The sequence below is a fragment of the Mycobacterium sp. FW102-FHT13B02 genome, assembly GCF_058790275.1.
This window is the reverse complement of record NZ_JBYTCM010000022.1, coordinates 89,581-107,610: the sequence shown is the minus strand read 5'-3', so window position 1 is coordinate 107,610 and position 18,030 is coordinate 89,581. Positions and strand designations below refer to the sequence as shown.

The following is an 18,030-nucleotide window of genomic DNA, read 5'->3' as shown; positions in this document are numbered from 1 at the left end:
AATGGCGCCGCCACCTCGAACTCGAACAAGCCCTCGCCGCAGAAGAAGACTGGGACCAACCCGCCCCGTTCTAGGCGCGGCAGGACAGACGCTCATATTGGGAGTGGCCTGTGATGAGCGACCGTGGCCGATCCTGTTGTGGCTAAACCAGTTCAGGAACCCTCAGGTGCGCGAAGGCCACGTCGACCCCGGATGATTCTGCCAGAACGGGAACTGATGGCTAGCTTCGTTTTCCGCCCGGAATCCGGTCGACGAACCACCCGAGCCGCGCCACCGTGCTGTCCAGCGGCTCCACGACTTCGGCCAGTCGCTGCAGGCTAGGCAACGTGGTGGCGATCGAATTGGCGCCGTGGGCGATCTTCTCGGCAGAGTGATCGATGCCGGCGGCGGCCTCGGTCAACGTGGTGATCTGGCTGGCGATCAGTTCCGCATGCCGGTCGATGCCGGCAGCACTCACACTCAGCTTGGCGATATTGTCGGCGATGAACTGAGCCGACTTCCGTAGCTCAGCTACGTCATCCATCAGCGCGAACACCGCCTGAACCAGCGTCTTCGGGCCGCGTCGCCGCTTGGCGACCGCGCCTTCGTGCTTGTGTGCCCGCGCCATGACTCACGCCTTCCGTTCGACAGGAGCCCCCGTGTCCTTGGCCTCCTGCTGGTACTGCCGCAGCTCGGCACGCACCGCCTCATCTAACGCGCGGTCAAGGCTAGCGTGGGCGGAACGGCGAGATACGCGGCGCATGGCATCGATGAGATCGGCGGCCCAGGCAAGTTCGACGTCGTTGCTGGGATACCAGCCGGTCCCGCGTTGCCTGACCACTTCGGTGTGTCCGGCGCGGGTCATCGCCCGGGCTGCTTCGTCGAGCTTCTTGTCGACCGCCGTGGTGGTTTTCAGGATCGCGGCCAACGGCATGCCGCGGGCGATGAGCTTGGCGAAATCGTCGATCACCCGGCGGTCGGGCACCAGGTAGGCATCCTTGTCGTCCGTCGACTGGATGATCCCGCCCGAGACCAGCCGGCGCAGGGTCGCGCCGTCCAGCCGGCCGAGCTGCATCTCCAGCTCCTGGCGCGTCATGGTCTGCGCCTCGGGGTTCGACCACGGCGAGATCACCAGTTCTTCGAGCTCCGCCAGATCCAGCACCTCGACCAGCCCTTCACCGCGCTGCAGGCCGGTGATGAACTTCAGAATGTGCTTGACGGTGAAGCCCTCGCTGAGCAGCCGGACGATCGCCTGCAACTGGCTCAGGTGCCGGTCCGTGTAGATCGCGACCCGGCCCCGGCGCTGAGGCCGGGGCAACAGGCCGTTCTCCTGGTAGACGCGGACGTTCCGGGTGGTCGTCCCCGCTTTACGCGCGAGGTCGTCGATCCGGTACTCAGCCACCAGCGGATTCTATGCGGTCAGGACTGACGCACCGCTGGTCTGTTCCGCAGTGATCTTGAAGTCGTGCAGATTGACAGTCTTCAGCTGGTTGACGTACTGGGTGGCGAAGCCGGGGAACATCGTCGCGTTGAAACCGTCGTCGGTCAGGTACCAGCTCTGGCAGCCGGAGTTCCACGTCGTGGACTGCAGCCGCTGCTGAATGTCCTCGTTGTAGCGGGCCTGAACCTCGGGACGCACGTCGAGCGACTTCCAGCCGAACTGCAGCAGCTTGGAGATGGCCTCGACGATGTAGTCGATCTGCGCCTCCATGTACACAAGCGCCGAGCTGTGGCCCGGACCGGAGTTGGGTCCGAAGGTGAAATACAGGTTGGGGTAACCCGATACCGCGACGCTGCGGTAGGCGTATGCACCACGGCTCCATTCCGCGGCGAGCTCCCGGCCGTCGATGCCGATGACGGGGAACGGCGTGCCGGCCTTGGACACCTCGAAGCCGGTCGCGAACACGATGGCGTCGAACTGATGCTCGATGCCTTCGACGGTCCGAATTCCCCTGGGCGACAACCGGGCGATGGGCCAGGTGACCAGCTTGCAGTTATCGGCTTGCAGCGCCGGGTAGTAGTCGCTGGTCATCAGCAGCCGCTTGCAGCCGGCCGAGAAGTCCGGCGTCAGCTGCCGGCGCAGCCACGGATCCTTCACCTGCAGGCGAAGATTCGCCAGGCTCACCGCCTCGACGATGCGCGTGAACGGGCTGTCCCACACCACGCCGAGCGCGACCGACTCGTGGCCCCAGAACCAAGCCGACCGCATCAGCTTCTCGGCCAGTGGCACGTCCTTGTAGAGCCGCTTCATCCACCCACTGGTGGACCCGTTGACCCGCGGGATCACCCAGCCGGGCGTCCGCTGGAACACCTTGACCGACTTGGCGACCTTGACCAGTTCCGGGACGATCTGCACGCTACTGGCGCCGGTGCCGATGACCGCGACCTTCTTACCGGTGAAGTCGTAGTCGTGATCCCAGCGGGCACTGTGGATCTTGTGACCCTCATAGGTCTCGATGCCCTCGATCTTTGGAAAGCTCGCGTTCGCCAACGGCCCCGAGGCGACGATGACGGTGCGCGCTCGCACCGGCTGACGTCCCTCGAAGTTGACGGTCCACTCCCCCGCCACCTCGTCGTACTCCACGCCCGTCACGTTGTGACCGAACTGGATATACGGCGCGATGCCCGCGGACTCGACCATGGTGTCGATGTACCCGAGGATCTCCTCGCTACCGGAGTAGGTGTGTGACCAGTGCGGGTTGGGCGCGAAGCTGTAGGAGTACAGGCGCGACGGAATGTCGCAGGCCGCACCGGGATACGTGTTGTCGCGCCAGGTACCGCCGACGCGCGTACCGCGTTCGAAGATCTCGAAATCGGAGATGCCCTGGTCTTTGAGCCTGATGGCGGCTCCGATACCGGCGAACCCGGCACCGATGATGGCGACGGACAAAGGAGAAGAAGTCATGGTGTCCGTCCTCACGCGACCGGCTCGTAGGTCAATTCGTCCGACCACGTCGGCGTGTAGCGCACCAACGGCATGGGGATCACGCCGGTGACCTTCACCAGCGAGTCGGCCAGCCAGTGATACTTCGAGGTGCGGTCGATGACCTTCTTGCTGTGCCATGAGATGAACCGGTACATCGGTACCCGGTGCACGAATTCGCTTCGCTCGCCGACACTCCGGAAGCGGCGCATCGCCTGGTACAGCCGCTCTTCGTTGACGCCCATGGCGACGATGTTGTCGCGCATCTTGTTGAGCAAGGGGAAGTAGCTCAACGTGCCGACGACCAGCGCCGGGTTCATCCAGCTGCCCACGAATTCGACAACAAGCTTGCGCATATCGGCGTGGCCCAGGATGTCCATGACCTCGAAGTCGACGGCGAGGTGCCGCGACTCGTCGGAGTTGATGCGCTTGAAAACCTCTTGCGCCACCGGGTCTTTGACCTCATCGGTGATGAATTTGATCAGCGCGCCGTCAAGTGCCACTTCCAGCATCGGGATCACGGTGCCGAGGATCGACAGCGACATACCGTCGGCGAACTTGTCCAGCCAGGTGATCACCAACTGCACGTTGACGCTGGGCGGCGGGATTTCGTCGTTGTCGAGCATGCCCCAGCGCCGCATCAGTGCCAGTTCCGCGTTGGCGTGCTTCTGCTCTTCAGCGTGGAAGTGCTCGTAGATGCTCTTGAGCGTCGGGGTCGGAGCCTTCTTGGCCAGGGCGGCGAAGCCGCGGGCGCCGACGTTCTCGATCCACATCAGATCGGTCATGAACGGCTTGAGCTTGGCCCACAGTTCAGGCTCGATCAGCTCGGCTCCCGGTGCGTCCCAGTCGATGTCGACCAGGGCCCACTGCTTGTCCTTGATCTTCTGCAGCATCTCATCGAGATCCATTGCCATGATCCAGTCCTTTCAGTTCTCGGGGAGAATTCGGTTCAGCAGTCCGGCGCCATGGGTGTACAGCGCCGGGAAATGACGTTTGAGGTGCCAGATGACGTTCGCGTCGAACTGGGGCACCACGTACAGCCGACCGCCGTCGTGGGCGTCGAGAGTGCGTGCGGCAACGTTGTCGGGAGACAACCCGGTCCACCGCATGAGCTGTTCGGCGAGGTTCGACGACCCCGGAGTGATGCGCCCGTCTCGCGCCACATTCGTCTTCACGAAGGTGGGACACAGCACCGTGACCGCGACGCCTGTGCCGTTCAATTCCGCCGACAGGGTTTCGGACAACGACATCACGCCGGCCTTGGACACATTGTAGGCCGCCATCGACGGCGCTGCGGCGAACCCGGCCGCCGACGCCACATTGATGATGCCGCCCTTGCCGGCCTCGCGGAGTAGCGGAGTGAAGACCTCGCAGCCGTACACCACGCCCCACAGGTTGATGCCGAGCGCCCAGTCCCAGTCCTCGAAGCCGATGTCGCCCACCGATTTTCCACCGATGCCGACACCGGCGTTGTTGATCACCAAGGTCGGCGCGCCACCGAAAATCTCCTGCGCCTGCTTGGCCAGCAGTTCGATGGCGGTGCGGTCGGCGACGTCGCACTGCACGGCGTGGCCTTTGCCCGTCGGCAACTGCTCGATGAGCGCGACCGTCTCTTTGGCCCGCTCCATGCTGATGTCCGCGCAGATGATCTCCCCACCGCGCCGAGCGAGTTCGAGTGCGAATGACCGCCCGATACCGCTGCCGGCGCCGGTGACCACAGCCTTTGCTTTGCCCGAACGGCGTTGGCCGCGAAAGACATTCAGGACGGAATCTATGCCGATCATCAGCACACCTCTTCGAGTTCGTTGGATCGCTTGTAGGCATCGGCAATGAAGGCCGCGGCACGGCGCAGGGCCGCAGCGGCTTCGGGTGCCAGATGCGGCAGCGCCTGGAAGACGTGCACCATGCCGGGCCAGACCTCGAGCGTGCTGGCGCCGCCGGTCCGGCGCAGCTCGGCGTCGAGGTGGCGCGCGTCGGCACGCAGCATCTCGAAGCCACCCGCCTGAATCAGCATGGGCGGCAACAGATCGGCTTTCGCGAAGTCGAGTCGCAGCCGCGGATCCGTCACGTTCTGCCCCTGGGTGTATAGCGCGACCATCCGGGCGGCAGCGGTCGCCGACATCGCCGGATCGCGGTACGTCGCCTTCTCCTGCTCCAGCGCCAAACCGAGCGTCACGTCGATCAGCGGCGAGAACAGGACGACGCCCGCGGGGCGGAAGTCCGCGTCGCCGGCGTGCGCCAGCAGCATGTCGCAGGTGAGATGGCCACCCGCCGAGTCGGCGCCCATCACGATGTCCGAGGCCGCATAGCCTTCCGACAGCAGCCACCGGTAACCGGCTTCGACGTCTTCGGCCGCGGTCGGGAACCGGTGTTCGGGGGCCAGCCGGTAGTCCACGACGAACATCGGCAGGCCGGTTGCCTCCGACAAGCGCGCCACCAGCTTGCGGTGGGTGCGTGCCGAGCAGATGACGTACGCACTGCCGTGCACGTAGTAGCCGGCCCGCTTGCCGAACTCGACACCCGGCCCCAGCACCCACTCACCGCGCAGGTCAGGGGCGTGGACCGGGATGATCCTGGTGCCGCCCGGCATGGATCCGAAGGTCTCCATGATGGTGGCGATGAGCCCGCGGCCGAACCAGACACCGGGCTGGTTCATGGGGATCACGCTGGTCAGGTTGCCCAGGGTCCAGCGGGTCACGGTGGCCGAGAGCGCGGCGCGCAGCGAGGCGCGGGTAGGTACCTCGGGCAGCGTTGCCCGATCAGTTTCCGTCACGCGGACTAGAGCACCACCAACTGTGCCATTTGTCAATGGCACAGTTGGTGGTCGGCGTCCCGAGCAGCGACGAGTGCTGGGGGAATCAGGCCTCGTTGTCGGCGCCGGGCTCCGTGGCGTACGTGCCGGGGTTGAACATCGACGCCACCGCGCCGAGCAACATCATGACCGCCGCCGCGCCGAACACCACGACCAGGCCGGAGTGGAACGGTTCGGTGATGAGCTGCGGGAAGAAGCTCTGACCGGTCAGGGTGGCGGCATTCACGCCGGGCTGCTGCAGGGTGTGGAACGGGGCCAGCAACTCGGCTATCGGGTTGTAACCGAGGAATGCCGCGAAGAGGCTGCCCACCGGCGGCAGTTCGGCCACCTGTTGCGCAACTTCAGCCGAAACCCCTTGCTGCTGAAGGCCACTGGACAGAGCCGACGGCAATGTGTTGGCCAGGCCGACGATCATCAAGGAGAAGAAGATGCCGATCGACAACGAGTTGCCGGCGTTGAAGAACGTCGACCGGACGCCCGACGCCGCACCGCGCTGCGCGGCCGGCACGCTCGACATGATGGCCGCCGCGTTGGGTGCGGTGAAGATGCCGCCGCCGACGCCGTTGAGGAACACCAGCACAGCGAACTGCCAGTAGTCGAAGTTGACCGGGATGATCAGCAGCGCAACGAAAGTCACGGCCATCAGCAGCATGCCGCCGACCGCCAGCGGCCGGGCGCCCAACCGGTCGGAGAGGGTACCGGCGACGGGGGCCGCCACCAGGAAACCGACCGTGGCCGGCAGCAGGTAGATACCCGCCCACAGCGGGGTCGACTCGAAGTCGTAACCGTGCAGCGGCAACCAGATGCCCTGCAGCCAGATGATCAGCATGAACTGCAGCCCACCGCGACCCACCGACGACATCAGGCCGGCCAGGTTGCCCATACCGAACGTCGCCGATTTGAACAGCCGCATGTCGACCATCGGCGACTCGACCTTGAGCTCGACGACACAGAACGCGACCAACAGCAGCAGGCCGACGCCGATCGATCCCAATACCGCGGGGCTGGTCCAGCCCGTCGGCGAATTGCCGTACGGCTGAATGCCATAGGTGATGCCGAGCAGCAGCACCGTCAGACCCACACCGAACGTCACGGTGCCGGCCCAGTCCATCCGGCCGGGCGAGCGTGAACCCAATTCATGCAGCGAGCGGTAGCTCCAGATGGTGCCGACCACGCCGATCGGGACGCCGACCCAGAAGACGGCCTTCCATTCCCACTCGGACAGGAACCCACCGATCAGCAGTCCGAGGAACGAACCCGCAACGGCGGCAACCATATTCACGCCGAGCGCCATGCCGCGCTGATTGGCGGGGAAGGCGTCGGTCAGGATCGCCGACGACGACGCCATCAGCATGGCGCCGCCGACGCCCTGAATCACCCGCCAGGCGATCAGCCACACCGCGCCGCCACCGAGGTGGAACGGGTCGAACGACAGCGCGACCGCCGCCAGGGTGAAGACCACGAAACCGACGTTGTAGATCCGGACCCGGCCGTACATGTCCCCGAGCCGGCCGAACGGCACCACCAGCACGGCCGTCACCACCAGGTAGCCCATGAGCATCCACAGCAGGTAGCTGACGTTGCCCGGCGCCAGCGGGTTCAGTCCGATGCCCCGGAAGATCGCGGGCAGGGAAATCAACACGATGGACGCGTTGATAGAGGCCAGCAGGATGCCCAGCGTCGTGTTGGACAGCACCACCCACTTGTAGTGCGGGTGGTCGTGGTCCATCTGGACGCGGCGACGCGCGGTTGCGGCGAGCGCGGTGTCACGCTGCCCGGTGAGCTCGGTGTCGGTCGTCATCAGTCGGTTTCGCTCCAATATCAGAAAAACATATGTTAGCTATACAAACGACCCGCTGACAATTCGATTCCCCGCGCGGGGTGGTTTTCACACATTCGACTGGCAGCCGCCACACCCTTGTCTTCCAGCTGTCATCCGTTACGGTGGAAACGTCCGCGCGGGAGCGCACACCTTGGTGCGCTGAGAGGACGGCTGTGTGGTGCCGTCGACCGTATGAACCTGACCGGGTAATGCCGGCGTAGGGAGTAAGCAGATGTCTGCAATTGCTGTATTCAACGACCTTTCTTGCGGCCCTATCCAGGGCAGCACCAAGGTTTACCGGGAGCTTCCCGACGGTGGAAAGGTCCCGTTCCGGCGGGTCAACCTGACCACCGGCGACCACCTCGACCTGTACGACACCTCGGGTCCGTACACCGACGAGACCGCCACCATCGACCTGGACAAGGGCCTGCCCGCCCGTCCCGGCGTCGTCAAGGACCGCGGCACGCAGCTGCAGCGTGCGCGCAACGGCGAAATCACCGCGGAGATGGCATTCATCGCCGAGCGCGAGGGCGTGCCGGCTGAGCTGGTGCGCGACGAGGTCGCCATCGGCCGCGCGATCATCCCGGCCAACCACAACCACCCCGAGCTCGAGCCGATGATCATCGGTAAGGCCTTCGCGGTGAAGGTCAACGCCAACATTGGAAATAGCGCAGTAACTTCGTCCATCTCCGAAGAGGTCGACAAGATGGTGTGGGCCACCCGCTGGGGCGCCGACACGATCATGGATCTGTCCACCGGCAAGGACATCCACCAGACCCGCGAGTGGATCCTGCGCAACTCCCCCGTCCCGGTCGGCACCGTGCCGATCTACCAGGCGCTGGAGAAGGTCAACGGTGATCCCACCAAGCTGACCTGGGAGCTGTACCGCGACACCGTCATCGAGCAGTGCGAGCAGGGCGTCGACTACATGACGGTGCACGCCGGCGTGCTGCTGCGCTACATCCCGCTGACCGTCAAGCGCGTCACCGGCATCGTGTCCCGCGGCGGCTCGATCATGGCGGCGTGGTGCCTGGCGCACCACCAGGAGTCGTTCCTCTACACGCACTTCGAAGAGCTCTGCGAGATCCTGCAGCGCTACGACGTGACGTTCTCCCTCGGTGACGGCCTGCGTCCCGGCTCGATCGCGGACGCCAACGACGAGGCCCAGTTCGCCGAGCTGACCACGCTGGGCGAGCTGACCAAGATCGCGAAATCCCATGGTGTGCAGGTGATGATCGAAGGCCCGGGCCACGTCCCGATGCACAAGATCGTGGAGAACGTGCGCCTGGAAGAAGAGCTCTGCGAAGAGGCGCCGTTCTACACCCTCGGCCCGCTGGCCACCGATATCGCTCCGGCGTATGACCACATCACCTCGGCCATCGGCGCGGCGATCATCGCCCAGGCCGGTACCGCGATGCTCTGCTACGTCACCCCGAAGGAGCACCTGGGCCTGCCCAACCGCAAGGACGTCAAGGATGGGGTGATCGCGTACAAGATCGCCGCGCACGCCGCTGACCTCGCCAAGGGCCACCCCGGCGCGCAGGACCGCGACAACGCGCTGTCGCAGGCCCGCTTCGAGTTCCGCTGGCACGACCAGTTCGCGCTGTCGCTCGACCCGGACACCGCCCGCGAGTACCACGACGAGACGCTGCCCGCCGAGCCGGCAAAGACCGCCCACTTCTGCTCGATGTGCGGTCCGAAGTTCTGCTCGATGCGCATCACGCAGGACATCCGCGACGCCTACCCGGACGGGGTCGCCCCCGATTACGCGGACGAGATCGCGCAAGGCATGGCGGAGAAATCCCAGGAGTTCGCCGACCACGGCAACCGGGTGTATCTACCCTTGGCTCCGTGATGTCGAAGTGAACTTCCTGCCCTTGACCCCGCCGGGCCAGACGCCCCTGCGGGTGATGACCATTGCCGGCTCGGACTCCGGCGGTGGCGCCGGCATCCAGGCCGACCTGCGTACCTTCGCGATGCTCGGCGTGCACGGGTGCGTCGCCGTCGCTGCGGTGACGGTGCAGAACTCGGTGGGGGTCAAGGGTTTTCACGAGCTGCCGCTCGACATCATCAGCGGGCAGATCACCGCGGTGGCCGACGACATCGGCATCCAGGCGGCCAAGACCGGCATGCTGGCCTCGGCCGAGATCATCGGCGCGGTCGTAGATAGTTGGCGCAACCTGGACGAACAGGTTCCGCTCGTCGTCGACCCCGTGTGCGCGTCCATGCACGGCGACCCGCTGCTGCACCCGAGCGCGCTGAACTCGGTTCGCACCCAGCTGTTTCCGATCGCCACCCTGGTCACCCCGAACCTCGACGAGGTCCGGCTGATCACGGGGATCGACGTGGTGGACGCGTCGTCGCAACGCGATGCCGTCAAGGCCCTGCACGACCTGGGCCCGCAATGGGCCCTGGTGAAGGGCGGCCATCTGCGGTCCAGCGATCACAGCCCCGACCTGCTGTACGACGGCAGCGAGTTCTACGAATTCACCACCGAGCGCATCGACACCGGCCATGACCACGGTGCGGGTGACACCCTCGCCGCGTCCACGGCTTGCGCACTGGCGCACGGCTTTTCGGTGCCCGACGCGGTGGCGTTCGGCAAGCGCTGGGTGACCGAATGCCTGCGGGCGGCCTACCCCCTGGGCCACGGCCACGGTCCCGTCAACGCGCTCTTCCGGTTGACCCATGAATCTTGAGGCCATCGCGGGCGTCGCACACGAACCCGACGGGACGCCGACGGGCGTCGTGCTACTCACCCACGGCGCGGGCAGTAACCGTGACGCCCCGCTGCTCGTCCGGATGTGCGACGAGTGGGCCCGGCACGGTTGGCTCGCCATCCGTTATGACCTGCCGTACCGGCGCCGCCGGCCGAAGGGGCCCCCGTCCAATTCCGCGGCGTCGGATCAGCAGGGCATCGCCCTGGCCATCGAGCTGGCGCACACCCTGACCGACGGTCCCGTGATCGCGGGCGGTCATTCCTACGGCGGCCGGATGACGTCCATGGTCGCGGCCGCAGGAGACAGCACGGTCGAGCTGGCTGCACTTACCTTGTCGTCATACCCCCTGCACCCGCCCGGCAAGCCTGAGCGCGCCCGCACCGAGCACCTGTCCCAGATCACCGTCCCGACGGTCTTCACCCACGGCACCGCTGACCCGTTCGGCACCATCGCCGAGCTGACGGCCGCCGCGGCGCTGATTCCCGCCCCCAGCGAGATCGTCGAAATCACCGGTGCCCGCCACGACCTGGGATCCAAGACCCTGGACGTCCCGGCGCTGGCGGTCGCCGCCGGCGTCAGACTCGCGCTTCAGCAGCGGTAACAGTTACTTGAGGTAGCGTATAAACATGACGACGCAGCAGTTCGACGCGGTCATCGTCGGCGCGGGATTCGCCGGTATCGGCGCGGCCATCCAGCTCAAACGCCTCGGGATAGAGAACTTCACCATCCTCGAGCGCGAGGACGATCTCGGCGGCACGTGGTACGTCAACCACTACCCCGGCCTCGCGGTCGACGTGCCCACCACCACCTACTCGTACTTCTTCGAGCCCAACCCGAACTGGTCCCGTCTTTTCACCCCGGGTCCGGAGATCAAGCGGTACGCCGACGACGTCGCAGCCAAGTACGACGTGCGCCGCCACATCCGGTTCAACGTCGTCGTCGACGGGGCCCGCTGGGACGAGGACGCCTCGCTCTGGCGCATCGGCATCGCCGACGGCGACACCCTCAGCGCCCGCTACCTGATCACCGCGACCGGCTTCCTGTCCCAGCCGAACATCCCGGCGATTCCGGGCATCGAGACGTTCACCGGCCGCGTCATCCACACCACCGACTGGGACGACGACTACGACCCGGCGGGCAAGCGCGTCGCGGTCATCGGCACCGGTGCCACCGCGGTGCAGCTGATCCCCGAGCTGGCCAAGTCCGCCGCCGACCTGACGGTGTTCCAGCGCACGCCGATCTGGGTTGTACCGAAGATCGATCCGCGCTTCGGCCCTCGGGCCAAGCGGATGTTCGCCCGCTTCCCGTTGACGCAGCGCGTACTTCGCTGGCTCACCGACTCGATCTACGAAGTCATGGTGTCCGTCGGCGTCCGGCACTACGGGATGTTCCGGGGCCGCTTCAACATCTCGGCGTCCGACCTGTCGAAGATGCACCGCTTCTTCGTCATCCGTGACAAGGACCTGCGGCGCCGGCTGACCCCGGACTACGACTTCGGTTGCAAGCGGCCGACTTTCAGCAACGGCTACTACCAGGCCTTCAATCGGTCCAACGTGCACCTGCAGGATGCCGGCATCGACCACATCGTCGCCGACGGGATCATCGGCAACGACGGCGTCAAGATCGAGATCGACACGCTGGTGCTCGCCACCGGTTTCGACCTCTGGGAGGCCAACTTCCCCGCCATCGAGGTGATCGGCCGCGAGGGCCGGGATCTCGGAAAGTGGTGGCGCGAGACACGTTTCCAGGCCTACCAGGGTGTGTCGATGCCGTACTTCCCGAACTTCCTGAGCCTGGCCAGCCCGTACGCGTTCCTTGGGTTGAACTTCTTCAACACCATGGAGTACCAGATGCGCCTGATGGACCGGCTTTTCACCGAGGTCAAGCGCCGTGGCGCGACGACGTTCGAGGTCACCGAGGCAGCCAACACCGCGTTCCTCGACCGAATGACCGAATTGCTCGGCGATTCGATTTTCACCCTGGGCAATTGCGCCAGCGCGCACTCGTACTATTTCAATCCGGCGGGTGAGCCCACACTGCTGCGCCCGTCGTCAACCGAGACGGCAATCCGGGAAGCTTCGGAATTTCCGTTGAGCGACTACAAGATTTCGTGATCAGAGAGGACCTCAGGTGACCGACGCCGCTGAGAACACCACTGGAAAGAAGGGCCTGCTGGCCGGGATCGGCTTGGCGCTGACCGGGGTCGCGCACTTCGTCAAGCCAGACTTGTTCAAGGGCATCACCGCGACGGCGTTCCCAGAGGACATCGACAAGCACCTCAAGGTCAACGGATCGATCGAGACCGCGCTCGGCGTCGGCCTGATCGTGCCCCGGACACGCAAGGTGGCGACAATCGGCGTGGTCGGCTACATCCTCTACCTGGCCGCCAACGTCGCTCGCAACCGCGCCTGACTAAACGCGGGCCGGCAGGTGCTTGGACCAGCCCGCCGCGCAGATCGCGGTGCACACCGCCGCCAGTAAGCCCACCACGGTGAGCATCGCCGGGTAGCTGACGTAATGGGCCAACGCGGCCAGCACCGCCGGCAGCAGGAAGCCGGCGTACGCCAGCGAGTAGTACACGCCAGACACCCCGGCCAGCTCGTGGGGCTGAGCGATGCGCTGAATCTCCAGCAGCCCGGACACGATGGCGATGCCGTAGGCGCTGCCCAGCAGCATGGCCACCAGCACCGCGATGGCCGGTGATCGCGTGACCGCTGTGGCGACCGCGGCGAACACTCCCGCCGACATCAGCACCATGGACACCACCACGGCGCGGGCGCTGGAGTGGTCGTCCAACCGCCGGGCGATCGGCTGCACCAGCACACCGCAGGCCAACGTCAGCACCGTCAGGCCTGCGGTGTAGAGCAGCGCCCAGGAGCCGAGGCTGTCGGCGACCAATGCCGGCACGATAGCGTACGCGATGGCGGCGGACCCGAACACCCACGGCGCCATCGGGGCCACGACGCGGACGAAACGGCGGTGCGTCGCGGCCGGAACGCGCAACTGCGACAACAGGTCTCCGCTGACCCGGGCACCCCGGGTCTCCACGGTCCGGGTCAGCGTCAGCCACAGCGCCGGAGCGCACAGCGCGGCCTGCACCAGGTACGTCAGAGTCAACGGCAGCGGCGCGAACTGCGCCAGCAGGCCCGAGCACAACGGCCCGATCGCCAGCCCGAGCGACAGCCAGATCGAGGCCCGGCGCGCACCGGCGCCGGCTGCGGCCGCCGTGTCGTACGGCGGCACGGACAGCTCGGCGATCCAGGTGGACCCGACGGCCATCGCGATGCCCACGCTCAGTCCGCACAGCAACCGGCCCACGAAAAGTGCTGAGAATCCCCCGAGTTCGCCGGTCGCCAAGATCATGCTGCCCACCGCCGAACTGATCAGACCGGCGATCATCAACGGCCGGCGCCCATAGCGGTTCGACATCGCGGCGGCCACCAGCAGCCCGGGGATCAGGCCCAGCACATAGGCGCCCAGCAGGACGTCGACGTCCACCCGGGAGTAGCCGGCGCGGTGCACATATTCGATCAGCATCGGGGTGAATTGGTTTCCGCCCCAACCGATACAGAAGACACCGGCGGCGACGGCGAGCCACGGTTTCACGCGTGCGCGGCTCATCGCAGCACCACCTCGTACGTCGACTCGAGGTGCGCGAGCAGGCGGGCGTCGAACGACGCCGCGTCGCGGGCGTCGATGGCCTGGGCCAGTTCCGCGTGTTCGGCGATGAGCCGGTCGACGAGGGTCCGGTCGGCCGTCACGGCGTCGGCCATCATCCGGCGCTGCCGGTCTCCCAGTGAGCCGTAGAACCGCGCAGCGATGCAGTTCCCCGCGGCATCGACGATGTGCCGATGGAAGGCGTCGTCGAGCTCAGCGAAGCGCGCCAGGTCCGCGGCGGCACCGCGCTGCTGTTCGATCAGACGGGCAAGTTCGGCGGATGCCGCCTGCGCGGTGGCCTGCGAACGGCAGAGCCGGCGCACGGCGCTGCCCTCCAGCGCCAGGCGCATCTCGAGCAGGTCGGTGGCTTCCCGCGGCGGGATGGGCACCACGACCGCGCCCCGGCGGGGCAGCAGATCGAGCAGATCCTCGGCAGCCAGCCGCAGGAAGGCCTCGTGCACGGGCGTACGACTCACCCCGAGCTCTGCCGCCACCTCGACCTCGCTCAGCAGCTGGCCACCTTTGACCGCGCCTACCAGGATCTTCGTCTTGGTATCCCGGTACGCGCGCTCGCTGGCAGGAGTCTGTTCGATGGCCATGCATCAACCCTAGCAACTTGCATGCAAGCTTGCATACAAGCAGTGACAGAGCTAACGCTCGGGCCGATCAGTGCTGCTGTTGCTGCGGGGGGGCATTGAAGCCCCAGCGCGGCTGCGTCTGATAGACGGTCGACGTCTGCACCGCGGTCGACGTCTCGGTCGAAGTCTGCACCGACGTCGAGGTCGACGTCTCGGTTTGCGTCTGCGTCTCGGTCTGAGTCGCGGTCTCGGTGTTGGTCACCGTGTCCGGCGCGGGTGCGGGTGCCTGCTGTTGACCGCCACTGCCCCCACCCCCGTGGTGCTGCTTGGCCGCCGTCGTGGTGGTCGTGGTGGTCGTGCTCGACGGGGTGACCGTCACCGTGGTCGGAGCGTTGCTCTGCGAACCGCAGGCGACGGTCAGCCCGCCCATGGCCAGAACGGTCAGGGTGCCGGCAGCAGCCGACCACACGCGATAGGTGCTTTTCATGGGCACCATTACTAACCCGGCAACCTGGCAACCGGACTCGCAGAAAAGGCATTTCCGCTTATGAGGTTGCTATGAACCTTCGCTACTTGCCTGCTTGCCGGTGCCGCTGATCATGCACGGGCACGCCATTGGGTCCGGTCAGCGACTGCGCGTACGTGCCGACCGCAAAGGCGACGGCAGGGCCGGTCACGGCCAGCGCGTCCCGGTTCAGCTGCTCGACGGTGTCGCCCGCCGCCGCATACCCGGGATCGAAGGCGACGCCCACCCGGCCGCCCCACAATCTGGCCTGGATCGCGGACTTACGTTGCGATGTCCCGGTCGAGATACCGCCCACCGGCACCCCGGCGGTGAGGAACGGACCATAGCCGCTCCCCAGATCCATCGTCATGTCCGCGGGCCGCTTACCGGCGAGATACAGGTATCCGGCCAGCGTGCGCTCGATTCCGGCCGACCCGGCCGGCACCGCGTCGACTGGGATCTCGGGGTTCGCCTGGCCGGACTGGTCACCATCGAAGGTGAAGAACCCGGCGTTGGGTGAGCCGAGGATGTCGAAATCCAGATACAGCGCAATGTCATTCAGCGGTTCGGCGGCCAACCCGCGCACGTACTTGGTGGCACCTTCCTGGCCCACAGCCCCCGAACCCCAGAAGGTGAACCGCACCGCGTTCTCGATTTTCGGTGAACCACCGAGTGCGGCCGCCGTCTCGAGCAACGCGGACACCCCCGTGGCGGCATCGTTGATGCCCGCGCCGGCCGGCGCGCTGTCCAGATGCGCACCTGCCAACACGACGCTGTGCTGATCACCCGTCTTGGTCTGGGCCAAGACGTTTCGCGATTTCACGCCGGTGTTCTTGGCATCGAGGGTGAGCTTCACCGGCGCGTTGGTTTTCAGCAGGACGGCATCGGCGTCCTTGCCGATGATGCCCACCGGCGTATTGAGGTGCTCGTAGTAGCCGGGACTGAACAACCCGCGCGGCGCTCCGTTCGGGTTGGGCGGGCTGACCACCAGAACCGCGACCGCGCCACGGGCCACGGCCGCGTTCTGCTTGTCGACGACCGAGCAGCCCAGGTCATCGACCACCGCGATGGCGCCGCGCAGGTTGAGCGTGCCGTAGTCGTCCGCCGCGCAGCCGGCCGGCTTCATCGGGTGCAGCGTCGGCGCGCTCAAGCCGCCCGGCGCCGTCGACGTCAGCAGTGATGCTTGTACGACGGACCAGCGGAGGCCGCCGACGTCCAGCACCGGATTGCCGGGCGCACCGCGCACCACCCGCACATACTCAGGGGTCTGAACGTCGAACCCTTTGTCCCGCAGCAGGTTCGCCACATAGTCGACACTGGCCTGGTAGCCGGGCGTGCTGTCGGCGCGGGTGCCCTTGTTCTCCGCGGCGATGGCGGCGAACTTCTTCAGGTGCGTGTAGATGCCGTCGGCACCCACCTTGGCGGCCAAATCGCGAGCGAGGTCGGGGGCGGGCGGGGGCGGCGGCGCGGGCGGTGTCTGTGGAGGCGGCGCGCACGCCGCCAGGACCGCGGTGAGCAGGCCGGCGGCCACTACCCGCCTCATGATGCCGAGACCACGTGCCGGGTCCGGTCATCGCGGACCGGAACGCCGCCCCGGCCACCCAGATCCTGGGCGTACCGGCCGAAGCCAAAAGCCACTCCGCGGCCCATGATGTCCATTGCCGTGCGGTTGATGTGCGCCAAAGTGTCCGTCTTCTTGTGGTAGTTGGGATCGAAGGGTGTTCCGGGGATACCGCCCCAGAGGCGGGCCTGCTCGTCGTTCATGCTCTCCTCATCACCGGCGACCAGTCCGCCTGCCGGAATGCCCGCCCTGGTGAAGGCGTCGTAGTCCGACCGAGCGTTGAAGGGATAGTCCTGGGGCTGCTTCCCGGCACCGGCCAGATATGCCGTGAAGGTGCGATCGATACCTGCCGAGCCCTCCGGGATGCGTGGCACCAGATCATCGGCCACCGGCGGGCCGGACAGGTTGCCGTCGTAGCTGAAGTAACCGGCGTTCTCCGAGCCGAGCATGTCGAAATTCAGATACAGCGCAATGTCTTTGAGCGCTTCGACGTCGAGAGATTCGATGTATCGGTCAGAGCCGATGGTGCCCTCTTCTTCGGCTGCCCAGAACGCGAACCGCACGGCGTTCGCGATTTTCGGTGCGCTGCCCAACTGCCGTGCCGTTTCCAGAACTGCGGCCACCCCGGACCCGTTGTCGTTGATCCCGGGACCATCCTTGACGCTGTCCAGATGTGCGCCGACCACGACGACGTCATGTCCGGACCCGGTCTTGGTCTGGGCAATCACGTTGCGGGTGTGCTCAATCCGCACTCCGGCAGCCAGCTTGAGAGTGACAGCCCCGGGATTGGCCCGCAGCCGGGCCCCGTCCGCCTTCGGAATGAGGACCGCCGGAATCTTCACCGTCGCCTTGGCCCCGAGGGTGCCGCCGCGTGCCGGGACCCCCGCGTCGTCGACGTCGTCTTTGTTGTCTGCCACCACCAGCGCCACCGCGCCATGGACCGCCGCGGCGGCTTCCTTTGTCGCGAAGGGACACGTGCCGCGGTCCACCAGGGCAACGGCACCCTTGATGGGCAAGCCGTCGTAATCGGCGCTGTTGCAGCCTGATCCGGGCCCACCACGAACAGGCACCAGCGGTGCGGTGAGACCGGGGGTGCCGGCCGAGTATTCCAGTGCCCGCGCCGGTACCCGCCTGCCGGCGACGCTCAGTTCCGGAGTGTCGTTGTAGGAAACCTTGACTTCCAGCTCCGGGGTGGCGACTTCGAAACCCTTGGCGCGCAGCGCATTCGCCACGTAGTCCACGCTCGCGTCGTAGCCCGGTGTGCCGAACACCCGGTTCCCGCCATTGGCGTCGGCGATGGCTTGTAGTTTGGCCAGATGCCCCGTCAGCGCCTCGACGGACACGCCCTTGGCGAGATCCCCGGCGAACTCCTCCGCAGAGGGCGACGATTCCCCACACCCCGAGACTCCGAGGGCCAGCACGAGCGCGAGCGCGAGCGGGGTGCGGACCATGGGCACCACCGTAGCGTGAACG

General features: G+C 66.3%; 17 protein-coding genes and 1 riboswitch. Of the genes, 5 read left to right on the top strand and 12 right to left on the bottom strand.

The window, feature by feature from the left end:
* Positions 1-220: 220 nt before the first annotated feature.
* From AC3WTE_RS27180 to AC3WTE_RS27150, 7 genes are all read right to left on the bottom strand, one after another.
* The gene (locus tag AC3WTE_RS27180; protein WP_492442577.1) at positions 221-607 is read right to left on the bottom strand and encodes a hypothetical protein; all 387 of its coding nucleotides are present in this window, start codon (positions 605-607) and stop codon (positions 221-223) included.
* A 3-nt stretch (positions 608-610) separates the two neighbouring features.
* Complete coding sequence (locus AC3WTE_RS27175) at positions 611-1,381, bottom strand: MerR family transcriptional regulator (protein ID WP_492442575.1); 771 nt, start codon at positions 1,379-1,381, stop codon at positions 611-613.
* A 9-nt stretch (positions 1,382-1,390) separates the two neighbouring features.
* Positions 1,391-2,884 (bottom strand): flavin-containing monooxygenase, encoded by a 1,494-nt coding sequence (locus AC3WTE_RS27170; RefSeq protein WP_492442573.1) that lies wholly within the window; start codon positions 2,882-2,884, stop codon positions 1,391-1,393.
* An 11-nt stretch (positions 2,885-2,895) separates the two neighbouring features.
* The gene (locus AC3WTE_RS27165) at positions 2,896-3,816 is read right to left on the bottom strand and encodes a ferritin-like domain-containing protein (protein ID WP_459366935.1); all 921 of its coding nucleotides are present in this window, start codon (positions 3,814-3,816) and stop codon (positions 2,896-2,898) included.
* Positions 3,817-3,828: 12 nt separating this feature from the next.
* Positions 3,829-4,686, bottom strand: a complete 858-nt coding sequence (locus tag AC3WTE_RS27160; protein ID WP_492442571.1) for an SDR family NAD(P)-dependent oxidoreductase — start codon at positions 4,684-4,686, stop codon at positions 3,829-3,831.
* Entirely contained in the window at positions 4,686-5,675 is a 990-nt protein-coding gene (locus AC3WTE_RS27155; RefSeq protein WP_492442569.1) for an alpha/beta hydrolase, read from the bottom strand. The genes AC3WTE_RS27160 and AC3WTE_RS27155 overlap by 1 nt, the downstream gene beginning before the upstream one ends.
* A gap of 85 nt (positions 5,676-5,760) precedes the next feature.
* The gene (locus AC3WTE_RS27150; RefSeq protein ID WP_492442567.1) at positions 5,761-7,515 is read right to left on the bottom strand and encodes an MFS transporter; all 1,755 of its coding nucleotides are present in this window, start codon (positions 7,513-7,515) and stop codon (positions 5,761-5,763) included.
* A gap of 147 nt (positions 7,516-7,662) precedes the next feature.
* A riboswitch (TPP riboswitch) is annotated at positions 7,663-7,777 on the top strand.
* Here AC3WTE_RS27150 and thiC point away from each other — a divergent pair.
* The 5 genes from thiC (at position 7,769) to AC3WTE_RS27125 (ending at position 12,668) form a co-directional block, all read left to right on the top strand.
* A complete protein-coding gene (thiC, locus tag AC3WTE_RS27145) occupies positions 7,769-9,391 on the top strand; it encodes a phosphomethylpyrimidine synthase ThiC (RefSeq protein ID WP_492442565.1) in 1,623 nt (540 codons plus the stop codon). (Overlaps the previous riboswitch by 9 nt.)
* 7 nt (positions 9,392-9,398) lie before the next feature.
* Complete coding sequence (gene thiD / locus AC3WTE_RS27140) at positions 9,399-10,235, top strand: bifunctional hydroxymethylpyrimidine kinase/phosphomethylpyrimidine kinase (RefSeq protein ID WP_492442563.1); 837 nt, start codon at positions 9,399-9,401, stop codon at positions 10,233-10,235.
* Complete coding sequence (locus AC3WTE_RS27135) at positions 10,225-10,857, top strand: alpha/beta hydrolase family protein (protein ID WP_492442561.1); 633 nt, start codon at positions 10,225-10,227, stop codon at positions 10,855-10,857. Before thiD ends, AC3WTE_RS27135 begins: the two co-directional genes overlap by 11 nt.
* A 25-nt stretch (positions 10,858-10,882) precedes the next feature.
* A complete protein-coding gene (locus AC3WTE_RS27130; RefSeq protein ID WP_492442559.1) occupies positions 10,883-12,370 on the top strand; it encodes a flavin-containing monooxygenase in 1,488 nt (495 codons plus the stop codon).
* Between the two features lie 16 nt (positions 12,371-12,386).
* Positions 12,387-12,668 carry a DoxX-related protein gene (locus tag AC3WTE_RS27125; RefSeq protein ID WP_492442557.1) on the top strand — a complete coding sequence of 94 codons (282 nt, stop codon included), beginning with the start codon at positions 12,387-12,389 and terminating at the stop codon, positions 12,666-12,668.
* Here the strand turns inward: AC3WTE_RS27125 and AC3WTE_RS27120 are convergent, their stop codons facing one another.
* The 5 genes from AC3WTE_RS27120 to AC3WTE_RS27100 form a co-directional block, all read right to left on the bottom strand.
* Positions 12,669-13,877, bottom strand: coding sequence for an MFS transporter (locus AC3WTE_RS27120; protein ID WP_492442556.1), 1,209 nt, complete (start codon positions 13,875-13,877; stop codon positions 12,669-12,671).
* A complete protein-coding gene (locus AC3WTE_RS27115; protein WP_492442554.1) occupies positions 13,874-14,512 on the bottom strand; it encodes a GntR family transcriptional regulator in 639 nt (212 codons plus the stop codon). The genes AC3WTE_RS27120 and AC3WTE_RS27115 overlap by 4 nt, the downstream gene beginning before the upstream one ends.
* Positions 14,513-14,579: 67 nt before the next feature.
* Complete coding sequence (locus AC3WTE_RS27110; protein WP_492442552.1) at positions 14,580-14,978, bottom strand: hypothetical protein; 399 nt, start codon at positions 14,976-14,978, stop codon at positions 14,580-14,582.
* Positions 14,979-15,060: 82 nt separating this feature from the next.
* On the bottom strand, positions 15,061-16,539 hold the full coding sequence (locus AC3WTE_RS27105) for a M28 family peptidase (RefSeq protein WP_492442550.1): 1,479 nt from the start codon (positions 16,537-16,539) through the stop codon (positions 15,061-15,063).
* Positions 16,536-18,008: a M20/M25/M40 family metallo-hydrolase gene (locus AC3WTE_RS27100; protein ID WP_492442548.1), complete on the bottom strand. Its 1,473-nt coding sequence runs from the start codon at positions 18,006-18,008 to the stop codon at positions 16,536-16,538. Before AC3WTE_RS27100 ends, AC3WTE_RS27105 begins: the two co-directional genes overlap by 4 nt.
* Positions 18,009-18,030 lie beyond the last annotated feature (22 nt).

Excerpts from the sequence above, each read along its gene's own strand:
- AC3WTE_RS27180 (WP_492442577.1), bottom strand. The coding sequence starts at position 607 with ATGGCGCGGGCACACAAGCACGAAGGCGCGGTCGCCAAGCGGCGACGC.
- AC3WTE_RS27170 (WP_492442573.1), bottom strand. The coding sequence starts at position 2,884 with ATGACTTCTTCTCCTTTGTCCGTCGCCATCATCGGTGCCGGGTTCGCC.
- AC3WTE_RS27165 (WP_459366935.1), bottom strand. The coding sequence starts at position 3,816 with ATGGCAATGGATCTCGATGAGATGCTGCAGAAGATCAAGGACAAGCAG.
- AC3WTE_RS27160 (WP_492442571.1), bottom strand. The coding sequence starts at position 4,686 with ATGATCGGCATAGATTCCGTCCTGAATGTCTTTCGCGGCCAACGCCGT.
- AC3WTE_RS27150 (WP_492442567.1), bottom strand. The coding sequence starts at position 7,515 with ATGACGACCGACACCGAGCTCACCGGGCAGCGTGACACCGCGCTCGCC.
- thiC (WP_492442565.1), top strand. The coding sequence starts at position 7,769 with ATGTCTGCAATTGCTGTATTCAACGACCTTTCTTGCGGCCCTATCCAG.
- AC3WTE_RS27135 (WP_492442561.1), top strand. The coding sequence starts at position 10,225 with ATGAATCTTGAGGCCATCGCGGGCGTCGCACACGAACCCGACGGGACG.
- AC3WTE_RS27130 (WP_492442559.1), top strand. The coding sequence starts at position 10,883 with ATGACGACGCAGCAGTTCGACGCGGTCATCGTCGGCGCGGGATTCGCC.
- AC3WTE_RS27120 (WP_492442556.1), bottom strand. The coding sequence starts at position 13,877 with ATGAGCCGCGCACGCGTGAAACCGTGGCTCGCCGTCGCCGCCGGTGTC.
- AC3WTE_RS27115 (WP_492442554.1), bottom strand. The coding sequence starts at position 14,512 with ATGGCCATCGAACAGACTCCTGCCAGCGAGCGCGCGTACCGGGATACC.
- AC3WTE_RS27110 (WP_492442552.1), bottom strand. The coding sequence starts at position 14,978 with ATGAAAAGCACCTATCGCGTGTGGTCGGCTGCTGCCGGCACCCTGACC.
- AC3WTE_RS27105 (WP_492442550.1), bottom strand. The coding sequence starts at position 16,539 with ATGAGGCGGGTAGTGGCCGCCGGCCTGCTCACCGCGGTCCTGGCGGCG.
- AC3WTE_RS27100 (WP_492442548.1), bottom strand. The coding sequence starts at position 18,008 with ATGGTCCGCACCCCGCTCGCGCTCGCGCTCGTGCTGGCCCTCGGAGTC.